The organism is Pseudomonas sp. F2, from assembly GCF_057174385.1.
Genome location: NZ_CM169904.1, coordinates 103,222 through 121,787 on the forward strand (window position 1 = coordinate 103,222; position 18,566 = coordinate 121,787).

13 protein-coding genes are annotated in these 18,566 nt (G+C 60.9%); all 13 read left to right on the top strand.

What is annotated here, in order from left to right; genetic code table 11:
* The first annotated feature begins 3 nt into the window (after positions 1-3).
* Positions 4-1,092, top strand: coding sequence for a flagellar basal body P-ring protein FlgI (locus AC193Q_RS00450; protein ID WP_161794916.1), 1,089 nt, complete (start codon positions 4-6; stop codon positions 1,090-1,092).
* Between the two features lie 11 nt (positions 1,093-1,103).
* Entirely contained in the window at positions 1,104-2,390 is a 1,287-nt protein-coding gene (gene flgJ, locus AC193Q_RS00455) for a flagellar assembly peptidoglycan hydrolase FlgJ (protein WP_095667197.1), read from the top strand.
* 21 nt (positions 2,391-2,411) lie between these two features.
* On the top strand, positions 2,412-4,457 hold the full coding sequence (flgK, locus tag AC193Q_RS00460; RefSeq protein WP_095667196.1) for a flagellar hook-associated protein FlgK: 2,046 nt from the start codon (positions 2,412-2,414) through the stop codon (positions 4,455-4,457).
* Positions 4,458-4,470: 13 nt separating this feature from the next.
* The gene (locus AC193Q_RS00465; protein WP_483879046.1) at positions 4,471-6,042 is read left to right on the top strand and encodes a flagellar hook-associated protein 3; all 1,572 of its coding nucleotides are present in this window, start codon (positions 4,471-4,473) and stop codon (positions 6,040-6,042) included.
* Positions 6,043-6,151: 109 nt separating this feature from the next.
* Positions 6,152-9,745, top strand: coding sequence for a glycosyltransferase (locus tag AC193Q_RS00470; RefSeq protein ID WP_483879047.1), 3,594 nt, complete (start codon positions 6,152-6,154; stop codon positions 9,743-9,745).
* A 220-nt stretch (positions 9,746-9,965) separates the two neighbouring features.
* Positions 9,966-11,972, top strand: a complete 2,007-nt coding sequence (locus AC193Q_RS00475; protein ID WP_483879048.1) for a calcium-binding protein — start codon at positions 9,966-9,968, stop codon at positions 11,970-11,972.
* Positions 11,973-12,226: 254 nt separating this feature from the next.
* Entirely contained in the window at positions 12,227-13,000 is a 774-nt protein-coding gene (rfbF, locus tag AC193Q_RS00480; protein WP_483879049.1) for a glucose-1-phosphate cytidylyltransferase, read from the top strand.
* Complete coding sequence (gene rfbG / locus AC193Q_RS00485) at positions 12,982-14,064, top strand: CDP-glucose 4,6-dehydratase (protein WP_483879050.1); 1,083 nt, start codon at positions 12,982-12,984, stop codon at positions 14,062-14,064. Before rfbF ends, rfbG begins: the two co-directional genes overlap by 19 nt.
* Entirely contained in the window at positions 14,061-14,621 is a 561-nt protein-coding gene (locus AC193Q_RS00490; protein ID WP_483879051.1) for a dTDP-4-dehydrorhamnose 3,5-epimerase family protein, read from the top strand. Before rfbG ends, AC193Q_RS00490 begins: the two co-directional genes overlap by 4 nt.
* On the top strand, positions 14,618-15,844 hold the full coding sequence (locus tag AC193Q_RS00495) for a methyltransferase domain-containing protein (RefSeq protein ID WP_483879052.1): 1,227 nt from the start codon (positions 14,618-14,620) through the stop codon (positions 15,842-15,844). Before AC193Q_RS00490 ends, AC193Q_RS00495 begins: the two co-directional genes overlap by 4 nt.
* Complete coding sequence (locus AC193Q_RS00500; protein ID WP_483879053.1) at positions 15,841-16,692, top strand: NAD-dependent epimerase/dehydratase family protein; 852 nt, start codon at positions 15,841-15,843, stop codon at positions 16,690-16,692. The genes AC193Q_RS00495 and AC193Q_RS00500 overlap by 4 nt, the downstream gene beginning before the upstream one ends.
* On the top strand, positions 16,689-17,759 hold the full coding sequence (locus AC193Q_RS00505) for a class I SAM-dependent methyltransferase (protein WP_047292498.1): 1,071 nt from the start codon (positions 16,689-16,691) through the stop codon (positions 17,757-17,759). Before AC193Q_RS00500 ends, AC193Q_RS00505 begins: the two co-directional genes overlap by 4 nt.
* A gap of 17 nt (positions 17,760-17,776) precedes the next feature.
* Positions 17,777-18,514: a cephalosporin hydroxylase family protein gene (locus AC193Q_RS00510; RefSeq protein WP_047292500.1), complete on the top strand. Its 738-nt coding sequence runs from the start codon at positions 17,777-17,779 to the stop codon at positions 18,512-18,514.
* Positions 18,515-18,566: the final 52 nt, after the last annotated feature.

Below are 18,566 nucleotides of genomic sequence, written 5' to 3' on the forward strand. Positions count from 1 at the left end.
CTCATGCTGGCGGCGGCCCTGTTGTCCGCAGCCTTTGGTGCCCACGCCGAGCGGCTGAAAGATATCGCCAGCATCTCCGGCGTGCGTTCCAACCAGTTGATCGGTTATGGCCTGGTGGTCGGGCTTAACGGCACTGGCGACCAGACGACGCAAACCCCGTTCACCCTGCAGACCTTCAACAACATGCTCTCGCAGTTCGGCATCAAGGTGCCGCCAGGGTCGGGTAACGTGCAGTTGAAAAACGTCGCGGCGGTGTCGGTGAGTGCCGATCTGCCGGCGTTCGCCAAACCGGGTCAGCAGGTCGACATCACCGTGTCTTCGATCGGTAACTCCAAGAGCCTGCGCGGCGGCACCCTGTTGCTGACCCCGCTCAAAGGTATCGACGGCAACGTCTACGCCATTGCTCAGGGCAACCTGGTGGTCGGCGGTTTCGATGCCGAAGGGCGTGACGGTTCGAAGATCACCGTCAACGTTCCGTCGGCCGGTCGTATTCCGGGCGGTGCTTCGGTAGAACGTTCGGTACCGAGCGGTTTCAACCAGGGCAACAGCCTGACGCTGAACCTCAACCGCTCCGACTTCACCACCGCCAAGCGCATCGTCGACAAGATCAACGACATGCTCGGCCCCGGCGTGGCGCAAGCCATCGACGGTGGCTCGATTCGTGTAACGGCGCCGCTCGACCCGAGCCAGCGTGTCGACTATCTGTCGATCCTGGAAAACCTCGAAGTCGACCCGGGTCAGGCGGTGGCGAAAGTCATCATCAACTCGCGCACCGGCACCATCGTCATCGGTCAGAACGTGAAAGTTTCGCCGGCCGCCGTGACCCACGGCAGCCTGACCGTGACCATTACCGAAGACCCGATCGTCAGTCAGCCGGGTCCGTTGTCCAATGGGCAGACGGCCGTGGTGCCACGCTCGCGGGTCAACGCCCAGCAGGAAGCCAAGCCGATGTTCAAGTTCGGCCCGGGCACCACCCTCGACGAGATCGTGCGGGCAGTGAACCAGGTGGGCGCGGCACCGGGTGACCTGATGGCCATTCTCGAAGCTCTGAAGCAGGCCGGCGCGTTGCAAGCCGACCTGATCGTGATCTGAGGACGGCGACCATGGATATGCGCAAGGGCAGTCTGGTGGGCACGGGCGATTCGGGTTCTTACTCCGACCTCAATCGTCTGAACCAGCTCAAGGTTGGCGACAAGAACAGCGATGCGAACATGCGCAAGGTGGCGCAGGAATTCGAATCGCTGTTCCTTGGCGAAATGCTCAAGTCGATGCGTTCGGCCACCGAGGCGTTGGGTAAAGACAACCCGATGAACACCCCGGCGGCCAAGCAATATCAGGAAATGTACGACCAGCAACTGGCGGTCTCGCTGTCCCGTGAGGGCGGGGGTATCGGTCTGGCCGACGTGCTGATGAAGCAGATGTCGAGGAACAAACCGCTGGCGCCAGGCGAGGCGGCGGCCGCGTCCGCCGCCAAGCAAGAGGCGGCGAAAGCGGCTGCGGTGCAGACGCCGATTGCCGCCGGCACGACCGCCACCAACGGGCCGTTATCGCGCCTCAATGGCGAGCGTCCGTTGTGGGCGTCGCGTTCCGGGCGTGTCGCCACGACCGAAGCCTCGCACAGCAATGACATGGCCATGATCAACAAGCGTCGTCTGGCCTTGCCGCCGAAACTGGCCGATCGTTTGCTCGCCGGTCTGGTGCCTTCCGCTACGCCGACCGCCGCCAATGCCTTGCCGCAACGTGCCGCAACGACGGCCACCACCGGCGCCGGTCCGCTGTACAACGGCGACTGGCTGACCCGTGCCGAAGACGCCAAGGCGTCCGGCGGGCAGATGCAGATTTACGGCCGGGCGATGGCGCAGATTCCGCTGGCGCCGGCCAAGCGCGCGTTCAGCTCCGCCGATGAATTCGTCAATACCATGCTGCCGATGGCCAAGGAAGCCGCCGCGCGTATTGGCGTCGATCCGCGTTATCTGGTGGCACAAGCCGCACTGGAAACCGGCTGGGGCAAATCGGTCATGCGTGCCCAGGATGGCAGCAGCAGCCACAACCTGTTCGGCATCAAGGCCAGCAGCAACTGGACTGGCGATTCGGCCCGGGCGATCACCAGCGAGTTCCGCAACGGGCAGATGGTCAAGGAGACGGCGCAGTTCCGTTCCTATGCCTCGTACAAGGACAGTTTCCACGATCTGGTGACTTTGCTGCAGACCAACAATCGCTATCAAGATGTGGTGAAGTCGGCCGATAACCCAGAACAGTTTGTACGCGAGTTGCAAAAGGCCGGTTACGCGACCGACCCGAACTACGCGACGAAGATTTCGCAGATAGCCAAGCAGATGAACAGTTTCGAAAACTACGCTGCGGCCGGCGTTTCAACGACGCCTCTATAAACACACGGTAAGGTTTGAATCATGAGTTTGCTCAATATCGGGATGTCGGGGTTGTCCGCGAGTTCTTCCTCTCTCGCGACCACAGGTAACAACATTGCCAACGTCGACACCGCCGGTTACTCACGCCAGCAAACCGTGCAGAGCACCAAGTCCTCGCAGCAGTTCGGCAACGTCTTCATCGGGACGGGGACGACCCTGGCCGACGTGCGCCGGGTCTACAACTCTTACCTCGAAAACCAGCTGCATACCGCCACCTCGCTCAATAGCGAAGCGGCTGCGTACGGTGCCCAGGCCACTGCGCTGGATGCCTCGATGTCCGACACCAACACCGGCCTGACCGGTGTGCTGCAGAAATTCTTCACCTCGATGCAGGGCGTGGCGACCTCGGCCACGGACGACACCTCCCGTCAGTCGGTGCTGACCGGTGCGCAGGCGCTGACCAGCCGTTTCAATGCCCTGGCCAAACAGCTGAACGATCAGAACACCACGATCAACGGCAACCTTGCGGACATGACATCGCAAGTGAACAAACTGGCCACCTCGATTGCCAATCTCAACCAGAAGATCGGCGAGATTTCCACCAGCGGCGGTCAGCCGAACGATTTGCTCGACAGCCGTAACGAAGCCGTGCGCCAGCTCTCCGAGCTGACCGGTGCGCAGGTCGTTGAACGGGGTACCAGTTTTGATGTGTACATCGGCACCGGCCAACCGCTGGTGATCGGCAACACCACCAACACCCTGAGCACCGTGCCGAGCAAGGACGATCCGACGCGCATGGCCATTCAAATGGACCGTGGCTCAAGCGTCATCGACATCACCTCGGCCATGAGCGGTGGCGAAATCGGTGGTCTGCTGACCTACCGCAAAGAAGTGCTCGATCCGTCGCTCAACGAGTTGGGCCGTGTCGCGCTGGTGGTGGCCGATCAGGTCAACAGCCAGCAAGCCCAGGGCATCGACAAGAACGGTGACTTCGGTGCAGCGATCTTCAATAACATCAACAGTGCCGCGCTGATCAGCCAGCGCAGCATTGCGCAGGCGGGCAATAGCGCCGGCTCGGGCAACCTCGATGTCACCATCAAGGACACCGGCAAGCTGACCACCAGCGATTATCAGGTGACCTTCACCAGCGCCACCAATTATTCGGTCAAGCGCTCCGATGGTACTGACATGGGCTCGTTCAGCACCACGACCACGCCGCCACCTGTGATTGACGGTTTCACCCTGGCCCTCAACGGCGGCGCCCTGAGCGCGGGCGACACCTTCAAGGTGACCCCGACCCGTAACGCGGCGAGCTCGATTCAGACCGTATTGACCGATCCGAAGAAAATCGCGGCGGCAGCGCCGTTGACCGGCGTGGCCAGTGCCAACAATTCCGGTACCTACACCCAGCCGACGCTGACCGACACGGTCGACATCTACAACCCGGCGTCGCAGACCGAGTTGCAAAATGCGCTCAAATATTCAACGCCGGTCAAGCTGGTGTTCGGTGCGGTCGCCAGTGGCAGCCAGTCGTACAACATGGTCGACGCCAAGGGCAACACCATCGGTTCGGGCACCATCGTGCCGGGGCAGGCCAACACCTTGAACCTCAAGGTCGGCATGGTCGACTCCACCGGTGCTCCGGTGATGGACACCACGGTCACGCCGAACGTGCAGAAGACTTTCACTGTGCAGACCACCGTGGGGGCGACGCCAAAATCCGGCGAAACCTTCACCATCAACCTGACCGGCGCGGCCTCTTCGGACAACCGCAACGCCCAGGCACTGGTTGGCTTGCAGACCAAACAGACCGTGGACACCGGCAGCGGCAGCAAGGGCATCAGCCTGACCGACGCCTACAACAAACTGGTGACCAACGTCGGTACCAAGGCTGCGCAGAGCAAGTCCGACAACGACGCCACCTCGGTGATCCTCGATCAGGCCAAGGGCGCGCGTGATTCGCTGTCTCAGGTCAACCTCGATGAAGAGACCGGTAACCTGGTCAAGTATCAGCAGTACTACACAGCGTCTTCGCAGATCATCAAAGCTGCGCAGGAAACTTTCGCCACGCTGATCAACAGTCTTTAAGGAGTCGTAATTCATGCGCATTTCCACCGCCCAGTATTACGCGACGCAAGCTGCTCAATATCAGCGCAACTACAGCAAGACGGTCGCGACCGCCAACGAAGCGAGCAGCCTGCAGCGCATCAACACCGCTGCCGACGATCCGATCGGCGCCGGTCGTCTGCTCAAGCTGGGTCAGCAAAGTGCGATGCTCGACCAGTATCAGGGCAACATCGACACCACCAAGAGTGCGCTGACCGTGCAGGAGTCCACTCTGAACTCCATCACTACAGCTTTGCAGCGCGCCAAGGAAATCGGCCTGGCGGCCAACAACGGTATCGCCACCGACGATAACCGCAAGGCCTATGCGGCAGAACTGAGCCAGATCCAGCAACAAGTGCTGGGCCTGATGAACTCCAAGGATGCCAACGGCAACTATCTGTTCTCCGGTTCCAAGACCGATACCGCGCCGTACTCGCAAAACGTCGACGGCACCTACACCTACAACGGTGACCAGACCCAGATCAACCTGGGCATTGGCGACGGCATGTCGGTCGCGACCAACACCACCGGTTGGGATGCGTTCCAGCAGACCATCAACACCAGCCGTACGCAGACCAACATGACCGCTCCGGCGGTGGATGACGGTCGTGTGGTGCTGTCCAACGGTACGGTTGGCACCGCGGCGACCTACAACGCCAAGTTCACGGCGGGCCAGCCATACACCGTGGATTTCATCAGCAGCACGCAGTTGAAAATCACCGATGCCCTGGGCAACGACGTGACGTCCGAGGCCAGCCAGAACGGCCTGATCAGCAACAGCAATGGTGCCAACCAGACGGTCAGCTTCCGTGGCGTCGACATGAAGTTGAACATCAACCTCAAGGCCGGTGACACCAACCCGGACGCGGTAATCGCCGGTCACAGCTTCCAACTGTCGGCCACGCCTGACTCGTTCACCACCGCGCGCAGCCCGGGCAACCCGTCGACTGCCGTCATCACCGGCTCCAGCGTCACCAACCAGGCAGCCTACAGCGCAGCCTTCCCGTCGGGCGGCGGGGCAGTGCTGAAGTTCACCAGCGCCACCGATTTCGATCTGTACGCGGCACCTGTTACCGCCGACAGCAAGCCGGTGTCGTCGGGCACCATGGTCGGCGGTAACGCCACGGCCGCCGGTGTGACCTTCGCCATTGGCGGTACGTCGGGCGCGGGCGATCAGTTCTCGATCCAGTCCAACAACCACCAGACCCAGAACGTGCTCGACACCCTGGGCCAGATGGTCACGGCGCTGAACCTGCCGGTCGACGGTGATCCGGTGGTCAAACAGCAATTCCAGGGGGCCATGGAGTCGGCGTTGAGCAACATCGACAGCGCCTCCAACCAGATTGGCGCTGCCGTGACCTCGATCGGTGCGCGCGGTCAGTCGCTGGATGACCAGGACACCACCAACCAGAGCCTGATCCAGGCCAACACCACGACTCAGGGTTCGATCCGTGATTCGGATCCGGCCGAGGTGATGACCCGCCTGACGTTGCAACAGACCATGCTGCAAGCCTCGCAACTGGCGTTCAGCAAGATCAGTCAGTTGGGTCTGTTCAACAAGATCTGATGTTGGACGGGCGCCTCGGTGCCCGTTTGTCTCGTCCCTCAGTTAATGTTTTTTTGCGGTTTCATGGGCTCGCTTTACCGAGCGGGCTCGTACCGCCTGTGAGCCCGCCGTGAATTCACTTCCTCTCGTCAGTCTGGTCATTCCCGCCTTCAATCCGCGCTTCTTCGAGCGGACGTTGAACAGTGCGGTGAGCCAGACTTATGGCCAACTCGAAATCATCGTTTGCGACGACAGCCGCGGCCGCGAGATTGAAGCCATCGTTGCGGCGGTAGTCGAGCAGTCCGGCGTCGCCGTGCGTTACGTGCGCAATCCGCGCACCCTGGGCATGGTCGGCAATCTCAAGGCCTGCCTGGAACAGGCGCAGGGCCAATTGGTCAAATTTCTGTGCGACGACGACCATCTCTACGCCGCCTGTGTTGAACAGCAAGCGCAGGAAATGGTGCGTGAGGAAGTCCGACTGGTACTGGCTCAGCGTCTGTTCTGGGACGCTGACGACATCATTCTTCCGGCGCGTCTGGAAAACACTTCGCTGTCTCCGCTCAGTGGCTTGTTCAAGGGTGACGACCTGCTGGGTATCTTTGAAAAATTTCCGGTCAATGTGCTGGGTGGGTTCACCAATGCGCTGTTCCGCCGGGAAGATCTTGTCGAGTTGCTGCCGGCGTTGACTCAGGAAGGCCACTGTTTTGTGGCAACCCTGGATTTCGCGCTGTTCGTCTGTCTGATGCGGCGCGGCAATGTGGCGGTGTCCAACAATGTGCTCAGTGCCGAGCGTCTGTACCCGGAGCGCCTGAGCGCCCAGCAGTCGATGAAAGATGCGGTTGAAGTCGAGCGCGAGTGGATTCTGCAAATGCTCAAGGCGCGCAGCGGCGAATCTGCGCCTGCCCCGGGCTGGGTTCGCTACATCCCACTGACCAAGGTTGATGAGGCGCCACGGGTCTGGGAGGAGTTGCCCCTGAGCCGCACCCTGGGTACCAAGCAGAGTCGGCAGGAGTGGTGTGTCGGCATCGACAGCTGGAGTTTTGCCGAGCTTTACGCGCAATGGCTGGAGTGCCGGGTGCTCACCGAGGGGCAGCGCAAGTTGCTGCCGGAGACCCTGGCTGGCTGGTCGCATCAGCCGCGCATCGTCCCGATCGTCATCGATCGCGACGGCAGTCGCGACGGCGTCGAGCGCACGCTGGAGGCGCTTGCCGCACAGGATTATCTGCCGGAACTGATTCTGGTGCTGTCCACTGCCTGTTCCGAGGCCGAGCTCGATGGTCGAGTGTTCCGCATGCCGTTGCAGGACGACGGACTGGAGCAGATCAACGCGTTGTTGCCGCAACTGGAAGGGGCCGACTGGTTCTACCTGTTGCAGGCCGGCGATCGTCCGGTGGTGCCGGCGTTGTTGATCATGGCCGAGCGCATCGCCCATTCTGCGGCGCTGACGTGTCTGTACAGCGATGAAGGCAGCCTGCGCAACGGCGAATCGGCGGAGCCTGCGTTCAAGCCGGATTTCAACCTCGACCTGCTGCGCAGTTACCCGTACGTCGGTCGCGCGCTGGCGTTCAAGCGCGAACGCTTTCTGGCGCTGGGCGGGTTCGCGGCGACGTTTGCCGAGTTGGCCCCCCACGACGTGCTGTGGCGCATGGTCGAAAGTGACGGTACGCAGGTGGTCGGACATGTCGCCGAAGTTCTGCTGCAATCGCCATTCGATCTGTCCGCCTGGCTCGCCGCTCCGGCGGTCATCGAGCAAAATCCGCGTGTACTCGAGGCCCATCTGCAGCGCTTGGGGATTGCCCATGAGATCCGCCGTGGCAGTTCCGAGCTGCTCAATCGTGTCGACTATCACCATGTCCGGCGTCCGCTGGTGTCGATCATTATTGTGACCAAGGATCAGACGGCTGCCTTGCAGCGCTGCGTCGAGACGCTGTTGGAGAAGACCGCTTACTCCGAGTACGAGTTGTTGCTGGTCGACAACGGCAGTGAAAGCCACGAGGCGCGGGCCTGGCTGGACGGCATGGCGCAGCTGGGCGGCGAGCGGATTCGTGTCCTGAACTACCCGCAGCAGGGCAACGCGGCGGCGCTGCATAATTTTGCGGTAGGGCAGGCGCGTGGTGAATACGTGCTGCTGCTCAATTCGTTTGCGGTAATTACCCAGGCCGACTGGCTCGACGAACTGCTCAATCATGCGCAGCGCCCGGAAGTCGGCGTGGTCGGCGCCAAGCTGTTCAATCCTGATGGGTGCGTGCTGCACGCGGGTCTGATACTTGGTCTGCAAGGTGCAGTGGGTTTGCCGTTCTATGGTCAGTCGTTGCATTCGGATGGTTACATGTTCCGGCTGCAAGCGGTCCATGACCTGAGTGCCGTCGGTGGCGATTGCCTGATGGTGCGCAAGGCGGTTTACGAGTCTGTCGCCGGTCTTGATGAGCAAGCGCTTAAACAGGCGCTGAATGTCGTGGATCTGTGCCTGCGGATTGGTCAGGAAGGATATCTGGTGGTGTGGACTCCTTATGCCTTGCTGGCGCTGGGCGCACGCCCCAGTGTCCAGGCGACGGCAGAAGAGGAGCAACTGCAGCTTCAGGAGCAGGAAACCTTCTATCAGCGCTGGTTGCCGCGCATTGCCCGTGATCCGGCCTTCAACGTCAATTTGTCGTTGCAGGGTGTCGGTGCGACGAGCTTCAGTCTGGAGCCGGGCCTGCGTACGGGCTGGAGTGCATTTTCCCGGGCGCAGTTGCCGAACGTGCTTGCCGTGCCGATCAACGCCTCGGCCATCGGTCACTACCGCATGAGCCAGCCGCTGATTGAACTGGAAGCGGCCAACCGCGCTGAAGGGCGGATTTGCTATGGCCTGCCGTCGATCATTGACATCGAGCGTCAGTCCCCGGACGTGATTGTTCTGCAAGGGCGTTATTCGCAAAGTGCCATCGATGAAATTCCGCCGCTGAAGAAGTTCTGCCACGCCCGGCGCATTTTTGAACTCGATGATTATGTGATCGACGTTCCCCATCGCAATGCACATATTCGCAACATGCCCAATAAACAGGAAATGGCGCGGATGGTGCGCAGTGCGATCAACCTGTGTGATCGCGTGGTGGTATCGACCCAGCCACTGGCCAATGCGTTGTCGGACATGCACCACGATATTCGCGTCGTCCCCAATATGCTCGCGCGCAACTTGTGGACTGACTTGCGCAGCCAGCGCCGCACGTCGAAAAAACCACGGGTCGGCTGGGGCGGTGGCACCAGTCACCACGGCGACCTGGCGGTGATTGCCGATGTCGTGCGTGAGCTGGCCAGCGAAGTCGACTGGGTGTTCTTCGGCATGTGCCCGGATGATCTGCGTCCGTACATGCATGAATTCCACGGGGTAATCCCGTTGGAAGTGTACCCGGCCAAACTGGCAAGCCTGAATCTCGATCTGGCGCTGGCACCACTGGAATTCCACATCTTCAACGACTGCAAGAGCAACCTGCGTCTGCTGGAGTACGGCGCCTGCGGTTACCCGGTGATCTGCACCGATACCGAGGCCTATCGCGGCTACCTGCCGTGCACCCGGGTCAAGACCAACAGCACCGATGAATGGCTGCAGGCGATCCGCATGCACCTGGCCGATCCCGATGCGAGCTATCGCATGGGCGATGAACTGCGAGAAATCGTATTGCGCGACTACGTACTGCGGGGCGACAACCTGCGCTATTGGGAAAACGGCTGGCTGGCGGATTGACCGGCACTGCTGAAAAAGGCGACTTTCGAGTCGCCTTTTTTGCGTCTTCAATATCCTGTTTGTATCAGTATCGACACTTTTTTACCGCAGAGCCTCAAGCATAGCGCTTTTCCTGTCGATACTTCTCTATTCGCTGACCTCGGACGGTTGCTGCTGGCGTGATCGGCTTGTTACCGGGAGGCAGGTTTCCGGATTCAACAACAATGCAAGGAAGAAGCAAATGGCAGTGATTTATGGGACGAGTGAAGCCGATGTCATGAGCGGCAGTGAAGGCAACGACGAGCTCTTCGGACTGGAATCGGATGATCAGATATGGGGGACTGCCGGAGCCGATCTGTTGGATGGTGGCGAGGGTTTTGATTCTGTGGATTATCGAATCATGTCTTCGGGCGTCAGCGTCGATATCCGCCAAGGGCTTGCCAGCGTCACGAAGGCAGATGGTTCCATTGACACGCTGGTTGCCATCGAAAAAGTGGTCGGCAGCTTCCTCGATGACACCCTTGCCAGTTCGGTTACCGGCGTCACGCTGGAAGGCAGTGGCGGGGATGACGTTTACATCATCGGCAGTGAGGGTGTGACGATCATCGAAGACGAGCGCGGCGGCTACGACGAGTTGCGCACCAGCGTTAACATCCAGAAGATGGACCCGTTCCTCGACAAAATGACCTTCACCGGAACCGGCGACTTCAAGGGCTACGGCAATGCCGAGCACAACGTGATCATTGCCGGCGCCGGTAATGACTGGCTGTGGGGTGGCGACGGCGGCGATCAGTTCATTGGCGGCGAGGGCTTCGACACCGTCAGCTACACCGACAGCCTTGAAGGCGTCAGTATCGAGCTCTCGAGCATTTGGGGCGCCACTGGTATTGCATTCGGCGATACCTACTCGAGCATCGAGGCCGTGCAGGGTTCGAATTTCAACGATTTGATCTTTGCCGGCGCAAGCGCAATGGTCATGGACGGTGCCGATGGCTTTGACGCCGTCGATTACAGCCGTTCCAACGATGCGGTCAGCATCGAGTTTCGTGATGGCAAGGGCTTCGGTTCCGGCGGTTACGCCGAGGGCGACACCTTGATCAATGTGGAAAAGGTTGTCGGGACTAACCTGGACGATCACTTCACTGCCAACTCGGGCGGCGTGACCTTCGAAGGTGGCTGGGGCAGCGACGTCTACACGATCAACAGCGAGGGTGTGACCATCGTCGAGACAGAATCAGGCATGGGGTTTGACGAGCTGTACACCAGCCTGTCGGTCATGAAGATGGACCCGTTCATCGAGAAAATGACCTACACCGGTACAGCCGATTTCACCGGTTATGGCAATGATTCCGACAACTACATCTTCGGCGGCAGCGGCGATGACCTGTTCTACGGTGGCGCTGGACGGGATGTCTTCGTGGGCGGCGCGGGAACGGACATCGTCAGCTATGAGGACAGCGACACGGGTGTGGTGGCCACGCTGTGGAGAATCGGCCAGAACGGCACGGCTGACGGTGACACGCATTACGATGTCGAAGGCTTGCGTGGCAGTCATTTTAACGATGAGCTGGGTGCCAACAGGGAAGATACGATTCTGGAAGGCAGCAGTGGTGACGATACCCTGAACGGCAACGATGGCAACGATCATCTCTATGGCGGGCTGAAGTCCGGTCTCGACGGCGACGCGGCGCAGGCTGACAAATTGTTCGGCGGCAACGGCGATGACGTCATCGTTAGTGCTGCGAATGACCTGGGCACTGTGGCGGACGGTGGACAAGGCAGTGACACCATCACGGTCCACAACGGCAGTGCCTTTGGTGATGACGGTTTTGACGTGCTCACCGGCACCGGCAACAGTTATCTGTTGTCAGGTGGCAGTGGCAACGACGTGCTGAACCTCAATCTTCAGGGGCAGTCCGGTACTGGCGGCACCGCACTGGGCGGTATGGGTGACGATACCTACATTGTGAACAGCACCGGGCTGGTATCGATTCAGGACGAGGGCTGGGATCTCAACGACACCCTGATCCTGAACACCATCGCCAATATCAGCCAGTTGAACGTCACCCGCATCGGTGACGACGCCTATCTGCATGGTGCCAACGACGGCAGCGCCGGTGTGCCGGACAACGGCGTGAAACTGGCGGGATGGTACGCCGGGTTCAACAACATCGAGCACCTGCAGACTGCCGACGGCCAGGTCTACGACCTGCCGGCGACGGTTGATGGGTTCGCCATGTTCGGCTGATCACTGATCTGTTGATGCAACGCAAGGAAAGGGATGAATCCGCTGCTGGATTCATCCCTTTTTTCATGCCTCACGGCGCACGCGACGTAGCGTTCGCGGAGCTGGCGCGTTTCCTGCAAGTCCCCCTCAAATCGCCATAAAACGAGCGCTTGCGGTCATCGCAGCGGCGCCGCAAGCGGCAAAAGGGTTAGCCAGACGGCCCGCATCGCTCAACAAAGCCATGCGCAGCCCGGTGAAGAACAAGAGGGGAGACGATGAAGGCAGTAATTTTGGCGGGTGGCCTCGGCACGCGCATCAGTGAAGAGTCGCACCTCAAGCCCAAGCCCATGATCGAGATCGGCGGCAAGCCAATTCTCTGGCACATCATGAAGCAGTATTCCGCCCACGGAATCCATGACTTCGTGATCTGCCTGGGCTACAAGGGCTATGCGATCAAGGACTTCTTCGCCAATTACTTCCTGCACACCTCCGACGTCACGTTCAACATGCGCGAGAACCGCATGGACGTGCACCAGAACTACAGCGAGCCGTGGAGCGTCACCCTGATCGACACCGGCGAGGAAACCATGACCGGTGGCCGTCTGCTGCGTGCCGGGCGTTACCTCAAGGATGAAGAAGCGTTCTGCTTCACCTACGGCGACGGCGTTTCCGACATCAACATTGCTCAACTCGTCGATTACCACAAAGCCCACGGTCGCCTGGCCACCGTCACCGCGGTGCAGCCGCCGGGACGTTACGGTGCCCTTGAGCGGCAAGGTGATCAGGTCCTGGGTTTCACCGAAAAACCGCGCGGCGACGGCGGCTGGATCAACGGCGGCTTTTTCGTGCTGTCGCCCAAAGTCCTGTCCTATATCGCTGGCGATGAAACCACTTGGGAAGCCGAGCCGCTGGCGCGTCTGGCAGAGGATGAACAGCTGAACGCCTTCGAGCACGAAGGCTTCTGGCATCCGATGGATACCCTGCGCGACAAGAACCACCTCGAAGCGCTGTGGCAGAGCGGGGAGGCCCCATGGAAGCAATGGGCCTGAGCGCGGATTTCTGGCGCGGCAAGCGCGTACTGATTACCGGCCACACCGGTTTCAAAGGCAGTTGGCTGACCCTGTGGCTGCAAAGCCTCGGCGCGCAAGTCAGCGGTTTTTCGCTGGATCCGTCGACCGAACCGAGCCTGTATGAGCTGGCGCGGGTTCACGAAGGGATCAACGATCAGCGCGGTGATCTGCGCGATCTCGGCGCGTTGCTGGAGATCATCGCCGACACCGAGCCGGAGATCGTCCTGCACCTGGCCGCGCAGCCGCTGGTGCGTGAAGGTTATCGCGATCCGCTGGGCACTTACTCCAGCAACGTCATGGGTACGCTGAACCTGCTCGAAGCGATTCGTCAGGTCGGTTGCGTGCGCGCCTGCGTGCTGGTGACCACCGACAAGGTTTACGCCAACAAGGAATGGTTGTGGCCGTACCGTGAAGACGAAGCCCTCGGCGGGCACGATCCTTACAGCAGCAGCAAGGCTTGCTGCGAACTGTTGGCGCAGTCTTATGCGGCGTCGTTCTTCCCGACTGACAAGTACGTTGAACACGGTCTCGCCTTGGCCACCGCGCGCGCTGGCAACGTCCTGGGTGGCGGTGATTTCGCCCCTGAGCGACTGATTCCCGACGTGCTCAAGGCCTGGACTGCAGACGAGCCGGTGACCCTGCGTTACCCGCAAGCCGTACGCCCGTGGCAGCACGCGCTGGAACCGCTGGCCGGTTACCTGCAACTGGCTGCCGGCCTCTACGAGCAAGGCCCGGAATACGCCGGGGCGTGGAACTTCGGCCCGGGCGAGGCCGACATGTGCAGCGTCGGCGAAGTGGTCGAACTGCTCGCCAGTCGCTGGCCACAGGCGCGCGGTCTGCGCATCGAAAAAAGCGAACTGCACGAGGCTGGCCTGTTGCGTCTGGACAGCAGTCGCGCCCGTCAGGTGCTGGGCTGGCAGCCACGCTGGACCTTGCAGCAATGCCTGACCCAGACCCTCGACTGGCACCTGGCGTGGCAGAACGGCGATGACATGCGCGCCGTGACCCTCGGCCAACTGAACCTGTACCGAGGCGCGCTGTGAACGAATTCTCCCTGAAGGCGTTGCCGCTGGCCGGGCTGTTCAGCGTCCAGCACAAACGTTTCGAAGATCAGCGCGGGCATTTCGCCCGACTGTTTTGCGAGGGTAGCCTGAGTGCGTTCGGCCGCGAATTTCACATCCGCCAGATCAACCATTCCTGCACCCGTGAAAAGGGCAGCGTGCGCGGTCTGCATTACCAGAATGCCAATGCCCCGGAAGCCAAGCTGATCACCTGCCTGCGTGGTGAAGTGTGGGATGTGGCGGTGGATCTGCGTCCGGATTCCGAGACCTTTTTGCACTGGCACGCCGAGCATCTCAAGGCAGGCGACGGTCGCAGCCTGTTGATTCCGGCGGGCTTCGCCCACGGTTTCCAGACCCTGACCGATGACGCCGAACTGCTTTACCTGCACAGCGCCGATTACGCGCCGGAGCATGAGGGCGGCTTGTCGGTGAACGATCCACGGCTGGCGATTGCCTGGCCGTTGCCTGTCAATAATTTGTCAGCGCGGGATTCCAGCCATCCCGCGCTTGATCAACACTTTGCCGGAGTGCGTCTATGAACTGCCGTGGGTGCGCCGCACCGCTGAGCCTGCCGCTGATCGACCTCGGCACCTCGCCACCGTCCAACGCCTACGTGCACGCCGAGCGCCTGGAACAGGCCGAGCAATGGGTGCCGCTGAAGGTCGCCGTGTGCCAGCAATGCTGGCTGGTGCAGACCGAGGATTACACCCGCGCCGACAGCCTCTTCGACGCCGAGTACGCCTACTTCAGTTCGTTCTCCAGCACCTGGCTGGCCCACGCCGAGCGTTATGTCGCCGAGATGGTCGAGCGCTTTGCTCTGAACGCTGACAGCCGTGTGGTCGAAATCGCCGCCAATGACGGATATCTGCTGCAATACGTCGCTGCTCGCGGCATTCCGTGTCTGGGTGTCGAGCCGACCCGCAGCACCGCGCAAGCGGCGCGGGAAAAGGGTCTGCAGATTCGTGAAGTGTTCTTCGGTCGAGACAGCGCTGCGCAACTGCACAGCGAAGGCTGGGGCGCCGACCTGATGGCCGCCAACAACGTGCTCGCGCATGTGCCGGACATCAATGATTTCCTCGGTGGTTTTGCCACGCTGCTCAAGCCGACCGGCGTCGCTACCTTCGAATTTCCGCAACTGCTGACGCTGATGGCCGGCGCGCAGTTCGACACGCTGTACCACGAACACTATTCCTATCTGTCGCTGACCGCCGTGCAGACTTTGTGTGAACGCAATGGTCTGGAAGTGTTCGATGTCAGTCAGTTGAGCACCCACGGTGGTTCGCTGCGGGTGTTCGTGCAGCGCCAGGACGGTGAGCGTCGTGCGGTGCAGCCAGCGGTGCAGCAACAGTTGCAGGCCGAACTGGATGCCGGGGTGAAAACCCCTGAGTACTACGCGACCCTCGCGCCGGCTGCCGAACGCATCAAACATGAACTGCTGCGCTTCCTGTTGCAGGCCAAGGCCGAGGGCAAGCGTGTGGTCGGTTATGGCGCGGCAGCCAAGGGCAACACCTTGCTCAACTACGCCGGGGTCAAACCGGATCTGCTGGCGTGGGTGGCCGATGCCAACCCGCACAAGCAGGGCAAGTTTTTGCCGGGCAGTCGTATTCCGATTGTCGCGCCGGCACAAATCGACAGCGAAAAACCGGACTACGTGTTGGTGCTGCCGTGGAACCTGCTGCACGAAGTCAGTCAGCAACTGGCACAGGTGCGCCAGTGGGACGGGCGCTTCGTGATCGCCGTGCCTGAGATGAAAGTCCTGTGAAAGTCCTGGTCACCGGGGCCACGGGCTTCGTCGGTCGGCATCTGGTCGCGGCGTTGCTGGCGCGCGGCTGCGCGGTACGGGCGGTGGCGCGTAATGTCGAGACCGCGGCGAGCATGCCGTGGATCAACGACGTCGAATTCGTTGCGGCGGATATTCACGCGGCAGATCTGGACATGGCGGCGTTCACCGACGGCATCGACGTCCTCGCGCACCTGGCCTGGCCGGGGTTGCCGAACTATCGGGCGCTGTTTCATTTCGAGCACAACCTGATGGCCGACTACCGCTTTATCAAAGACGCGGTCGAAGCGGGTGTGAAGCAAGTGCTGGTGACCGGCACCTGCTTCGAGTACGGCATGCAAAGCGGCCCGCTCAGCGAAAGCGTCGAGCCGCAGCCGAGCAATCCTTACGGGTTGGCCAAGCACACCTTGCACCTGTTTTTGCAGAACCTTGCGCAAGAACATCCGTTCACTTTGCAGTGGGCGCGCCTGTTCTATTTGCATGGCGAAGGGCAGAACCCCAACAGTCTGCTGGCAGCGCTGGACCGGGCGATCGATGCCGGGGAGGCGTCGTTCAACATGTCCGGCGGCGAGCAGCTGCGGGACTTTTTGCCGATCGCCAGCGCTGCTGATTACCTCGCCGCGATCCTGCACCAACGTGATTTCAATGGCGTGATCAATTGCGCCAGCGGCCAGCCGGTATCGGTGCGCGCACTGGTTGAACAACGTCTGCGCGAGCGCGGTGCGGCACTGAATCTGAACCTCGGCCATTACCCCTATCCGAGCCATGAACCGATGGCGTTCTGGGCCGTGACCGAGCGTTTGCAACAGCTACTGGGAGAGCCGCAATGAGGCACGAGTTGTATCGGGTCACCGACCTGCCGGTGTTGCAGAACCGCACCTTTGCCGACCCTGAATCGGCAAAGGCTTCGGCCAGCGCCGACATGTTGCTGGTGCAGGATGAGCGCAGCGGCCTGATCTTCAACGCCGCGTTCGATGCCGACAAGCTCAGCTATGACGCCGACTATCAGAACGAACAGGCCCATTCGGGCCAGTTCCAGAAGCACCTGAGCGACGTCGAAGGCATCATCGCCAAACACTTCAAGGGCCGGGAGCTGATCGAAGTCGGCTGCGGCAAGGGCTACTTTCTTGAGCTGCTCAAGGGCCTCGGTTATTCGATCACCGGGATTGATCCGGCCTACGAAGGCGAAAACGCCGACGTAATCAAGGCGCCGTTCACCCGAGGTCTCGGCCTGGCCGCGGACGCCATCGTGCTGCGTCATGTGCTGGAACACATCGAAGACCCGGTCAGCTTCCTGTCGGTGATCGCCGAAGCCAACCAAGGCGGGCAGATCTACATCGAAGTGCCGTGCTTCGACTGGATCCTCGAGCACAAAGCGTGGTTCGACCTGTTCTACGAGCACGTCAATTATTTCCGCCTCGATGACCTGCGCCGGATGTTCGGCACCGTGCACGAGGCCGGCCACCTGTTTGGCGGCCAGTACCTGTACATCGTCGCCGACCTTTCGACGTTGCGCCTGACCCCGGAACAACCGGTGCCACGCCTGACGCTGCCGGACGGTTTCACGGCGAGCCTTGAGCGTGCAGTGCAGATCATCCAGTCCGCACCTGAACAGGGTTCGGCGATCTGGGGCGCGTCGTCCAAAGGCGTGATCTATTCGCTGTTCCTGCAGCGCGCGGGTGTCGCGGTGGATCGCGTGGTGGATATCAACCCCGCCAAGCAGGGACGTTATCTGCCACTGAGCGGCGCGCGGGTGTCCTCGCCGCAAGAGGCCATGGATGCCTTGCCCGAAGGCGCCAACCTGTTTGTGATGAACTCCAATTACCTCGAAGAAATCAAGCGGATGACCGGTGGACGTTACGTCTATCACGCCGTTGACAGCGCTTCGTTCCAGTGACCCTTGAGATTTTGAAAATGACCGACAACAGTATCAACAAAGCCTTCGAAGCCGAGTGCCGGGAACAGATCGCCCAGCAGGGTGACGACCAGAAACTGACTGGCCTGGCCCGTGATTTCTTCAACGAATCGGCCAAACACAAGTACAGCTATCACTTCTCGTGGATGGGCCGCCCGATCATCCAGCTGCCGCAGGACATGATGGCAATGCAGGAGATCATCTGGCAGGTCAAGCCGGATCTGGTCATCGAGTGCGGCATCGCCCACGGCGGTTCGATCATCTATTACGCCTCTCTGCTGGAGCTGCAAGGTCACGGCGAAGTGCTGGGCATCGACCTCGACATCCGCCCGCACAACCGTGAAGCGATCGAAAGCCACCCGATGGCCAAGCGCATCAAGATGATCGAAGGCTCGAGCATCGACCCGGCCATCGCTGCTCAGGTGCAGGCTGCGGCCAAGGGCAAGAAGGTCATTCTGGTGCTCGACTCCAACCACACCCACGACCACGTGCTCGAAGAGCTGCGCCTGTATGCGCCGCTGGTCTCGGTCGACAGCTACTGCGTGGTGATGGACACCGTGGTTGAAGACATGCCGGCCGATTTCTTCCCGGATCGCCCATGGGGCCCGGGCGACAACCCGAAAACCGCGGTGTGGAAATACCTGGAAGAAAACCAGGACTTCGAAATCGACCAGCAACTGCAAAACAAGCTGCTGATCACCGTGGCGCCGGACGGCTATCTGCGTCGCGTTCGTTAATTCGCAACATCACCAAAGCGTTATCTCGGCGAGTCGCCGGTTGTGGAGAGAA

Coding starts and splice junctions, on each gene's coding strand:
- AC193Q_RS00450 (WP_161794916.1), top strand. CDS start 4: ATGCTGGCGGCGGCCCTGTTGTCCGCAGCCTTTGGTGCCCACGCCGAG.
- flgJ (WP_095667197.1), top strand. CDS start 1,104: ATGGATATGCGCAAGGGCAGTCTGGTGGGCACGGGCGATTCGGGTTCT.
- flgK (WP_095667196.1), top strand. CDS start 2,412: ATGAGTTTGCTCAATATCGGGATGTCGGGGTTGTCCGCGAGTTCTTCC.
- AC193Q_RS00465 (WP_483879046.1), top strand. CDS start 4,471: ATGCGCATTTCCACCGCCCAGTATTACGCGACGCAAGCTGCTCAATAT.
- AC193Q_RS00475 (WP_483879048.1), top strand. CDS start 9,966: ATGGCAGTGATTTATGGGACGAGTGAAGCCGATGTCATGAGCGGCAGT.
- rfbF (WP_483879049.1), top strand. CDS start 12,227: ATGAAGGCAGTAATTTTGGCGGGTGGCCTCGGCACGCGCATCAGTGAA.
- rfbG (WP_483879050.1), top strand. CDS start 12,982: ATGGAAGCAATGGGCCTGAGCGCGGATTTCTGGCGCGGCAAGCGCGTA.
- AC193Q_RS00495 (WP_483879052.1), top strand. CDS start 14,618: ATGAACTGCCGTGGGTGCGCCGCACCGCTGAGCCTGCCGCTGATCGAC.
- AC193Q_RS00505 (WP_047292498.1), top strand. CDS start 16,689: ATGAGGCACGAGTTGTATCGGGTCACCGACCTGCCGGTGTTGCAGAAC.
- AC193Q_RS00510 (WP_047292500.1), top strand. CDS start 17,777: ATGACCGACAACAGTATCAACAAAGCCTTCGAAGCCGAGTGCCGGGAA.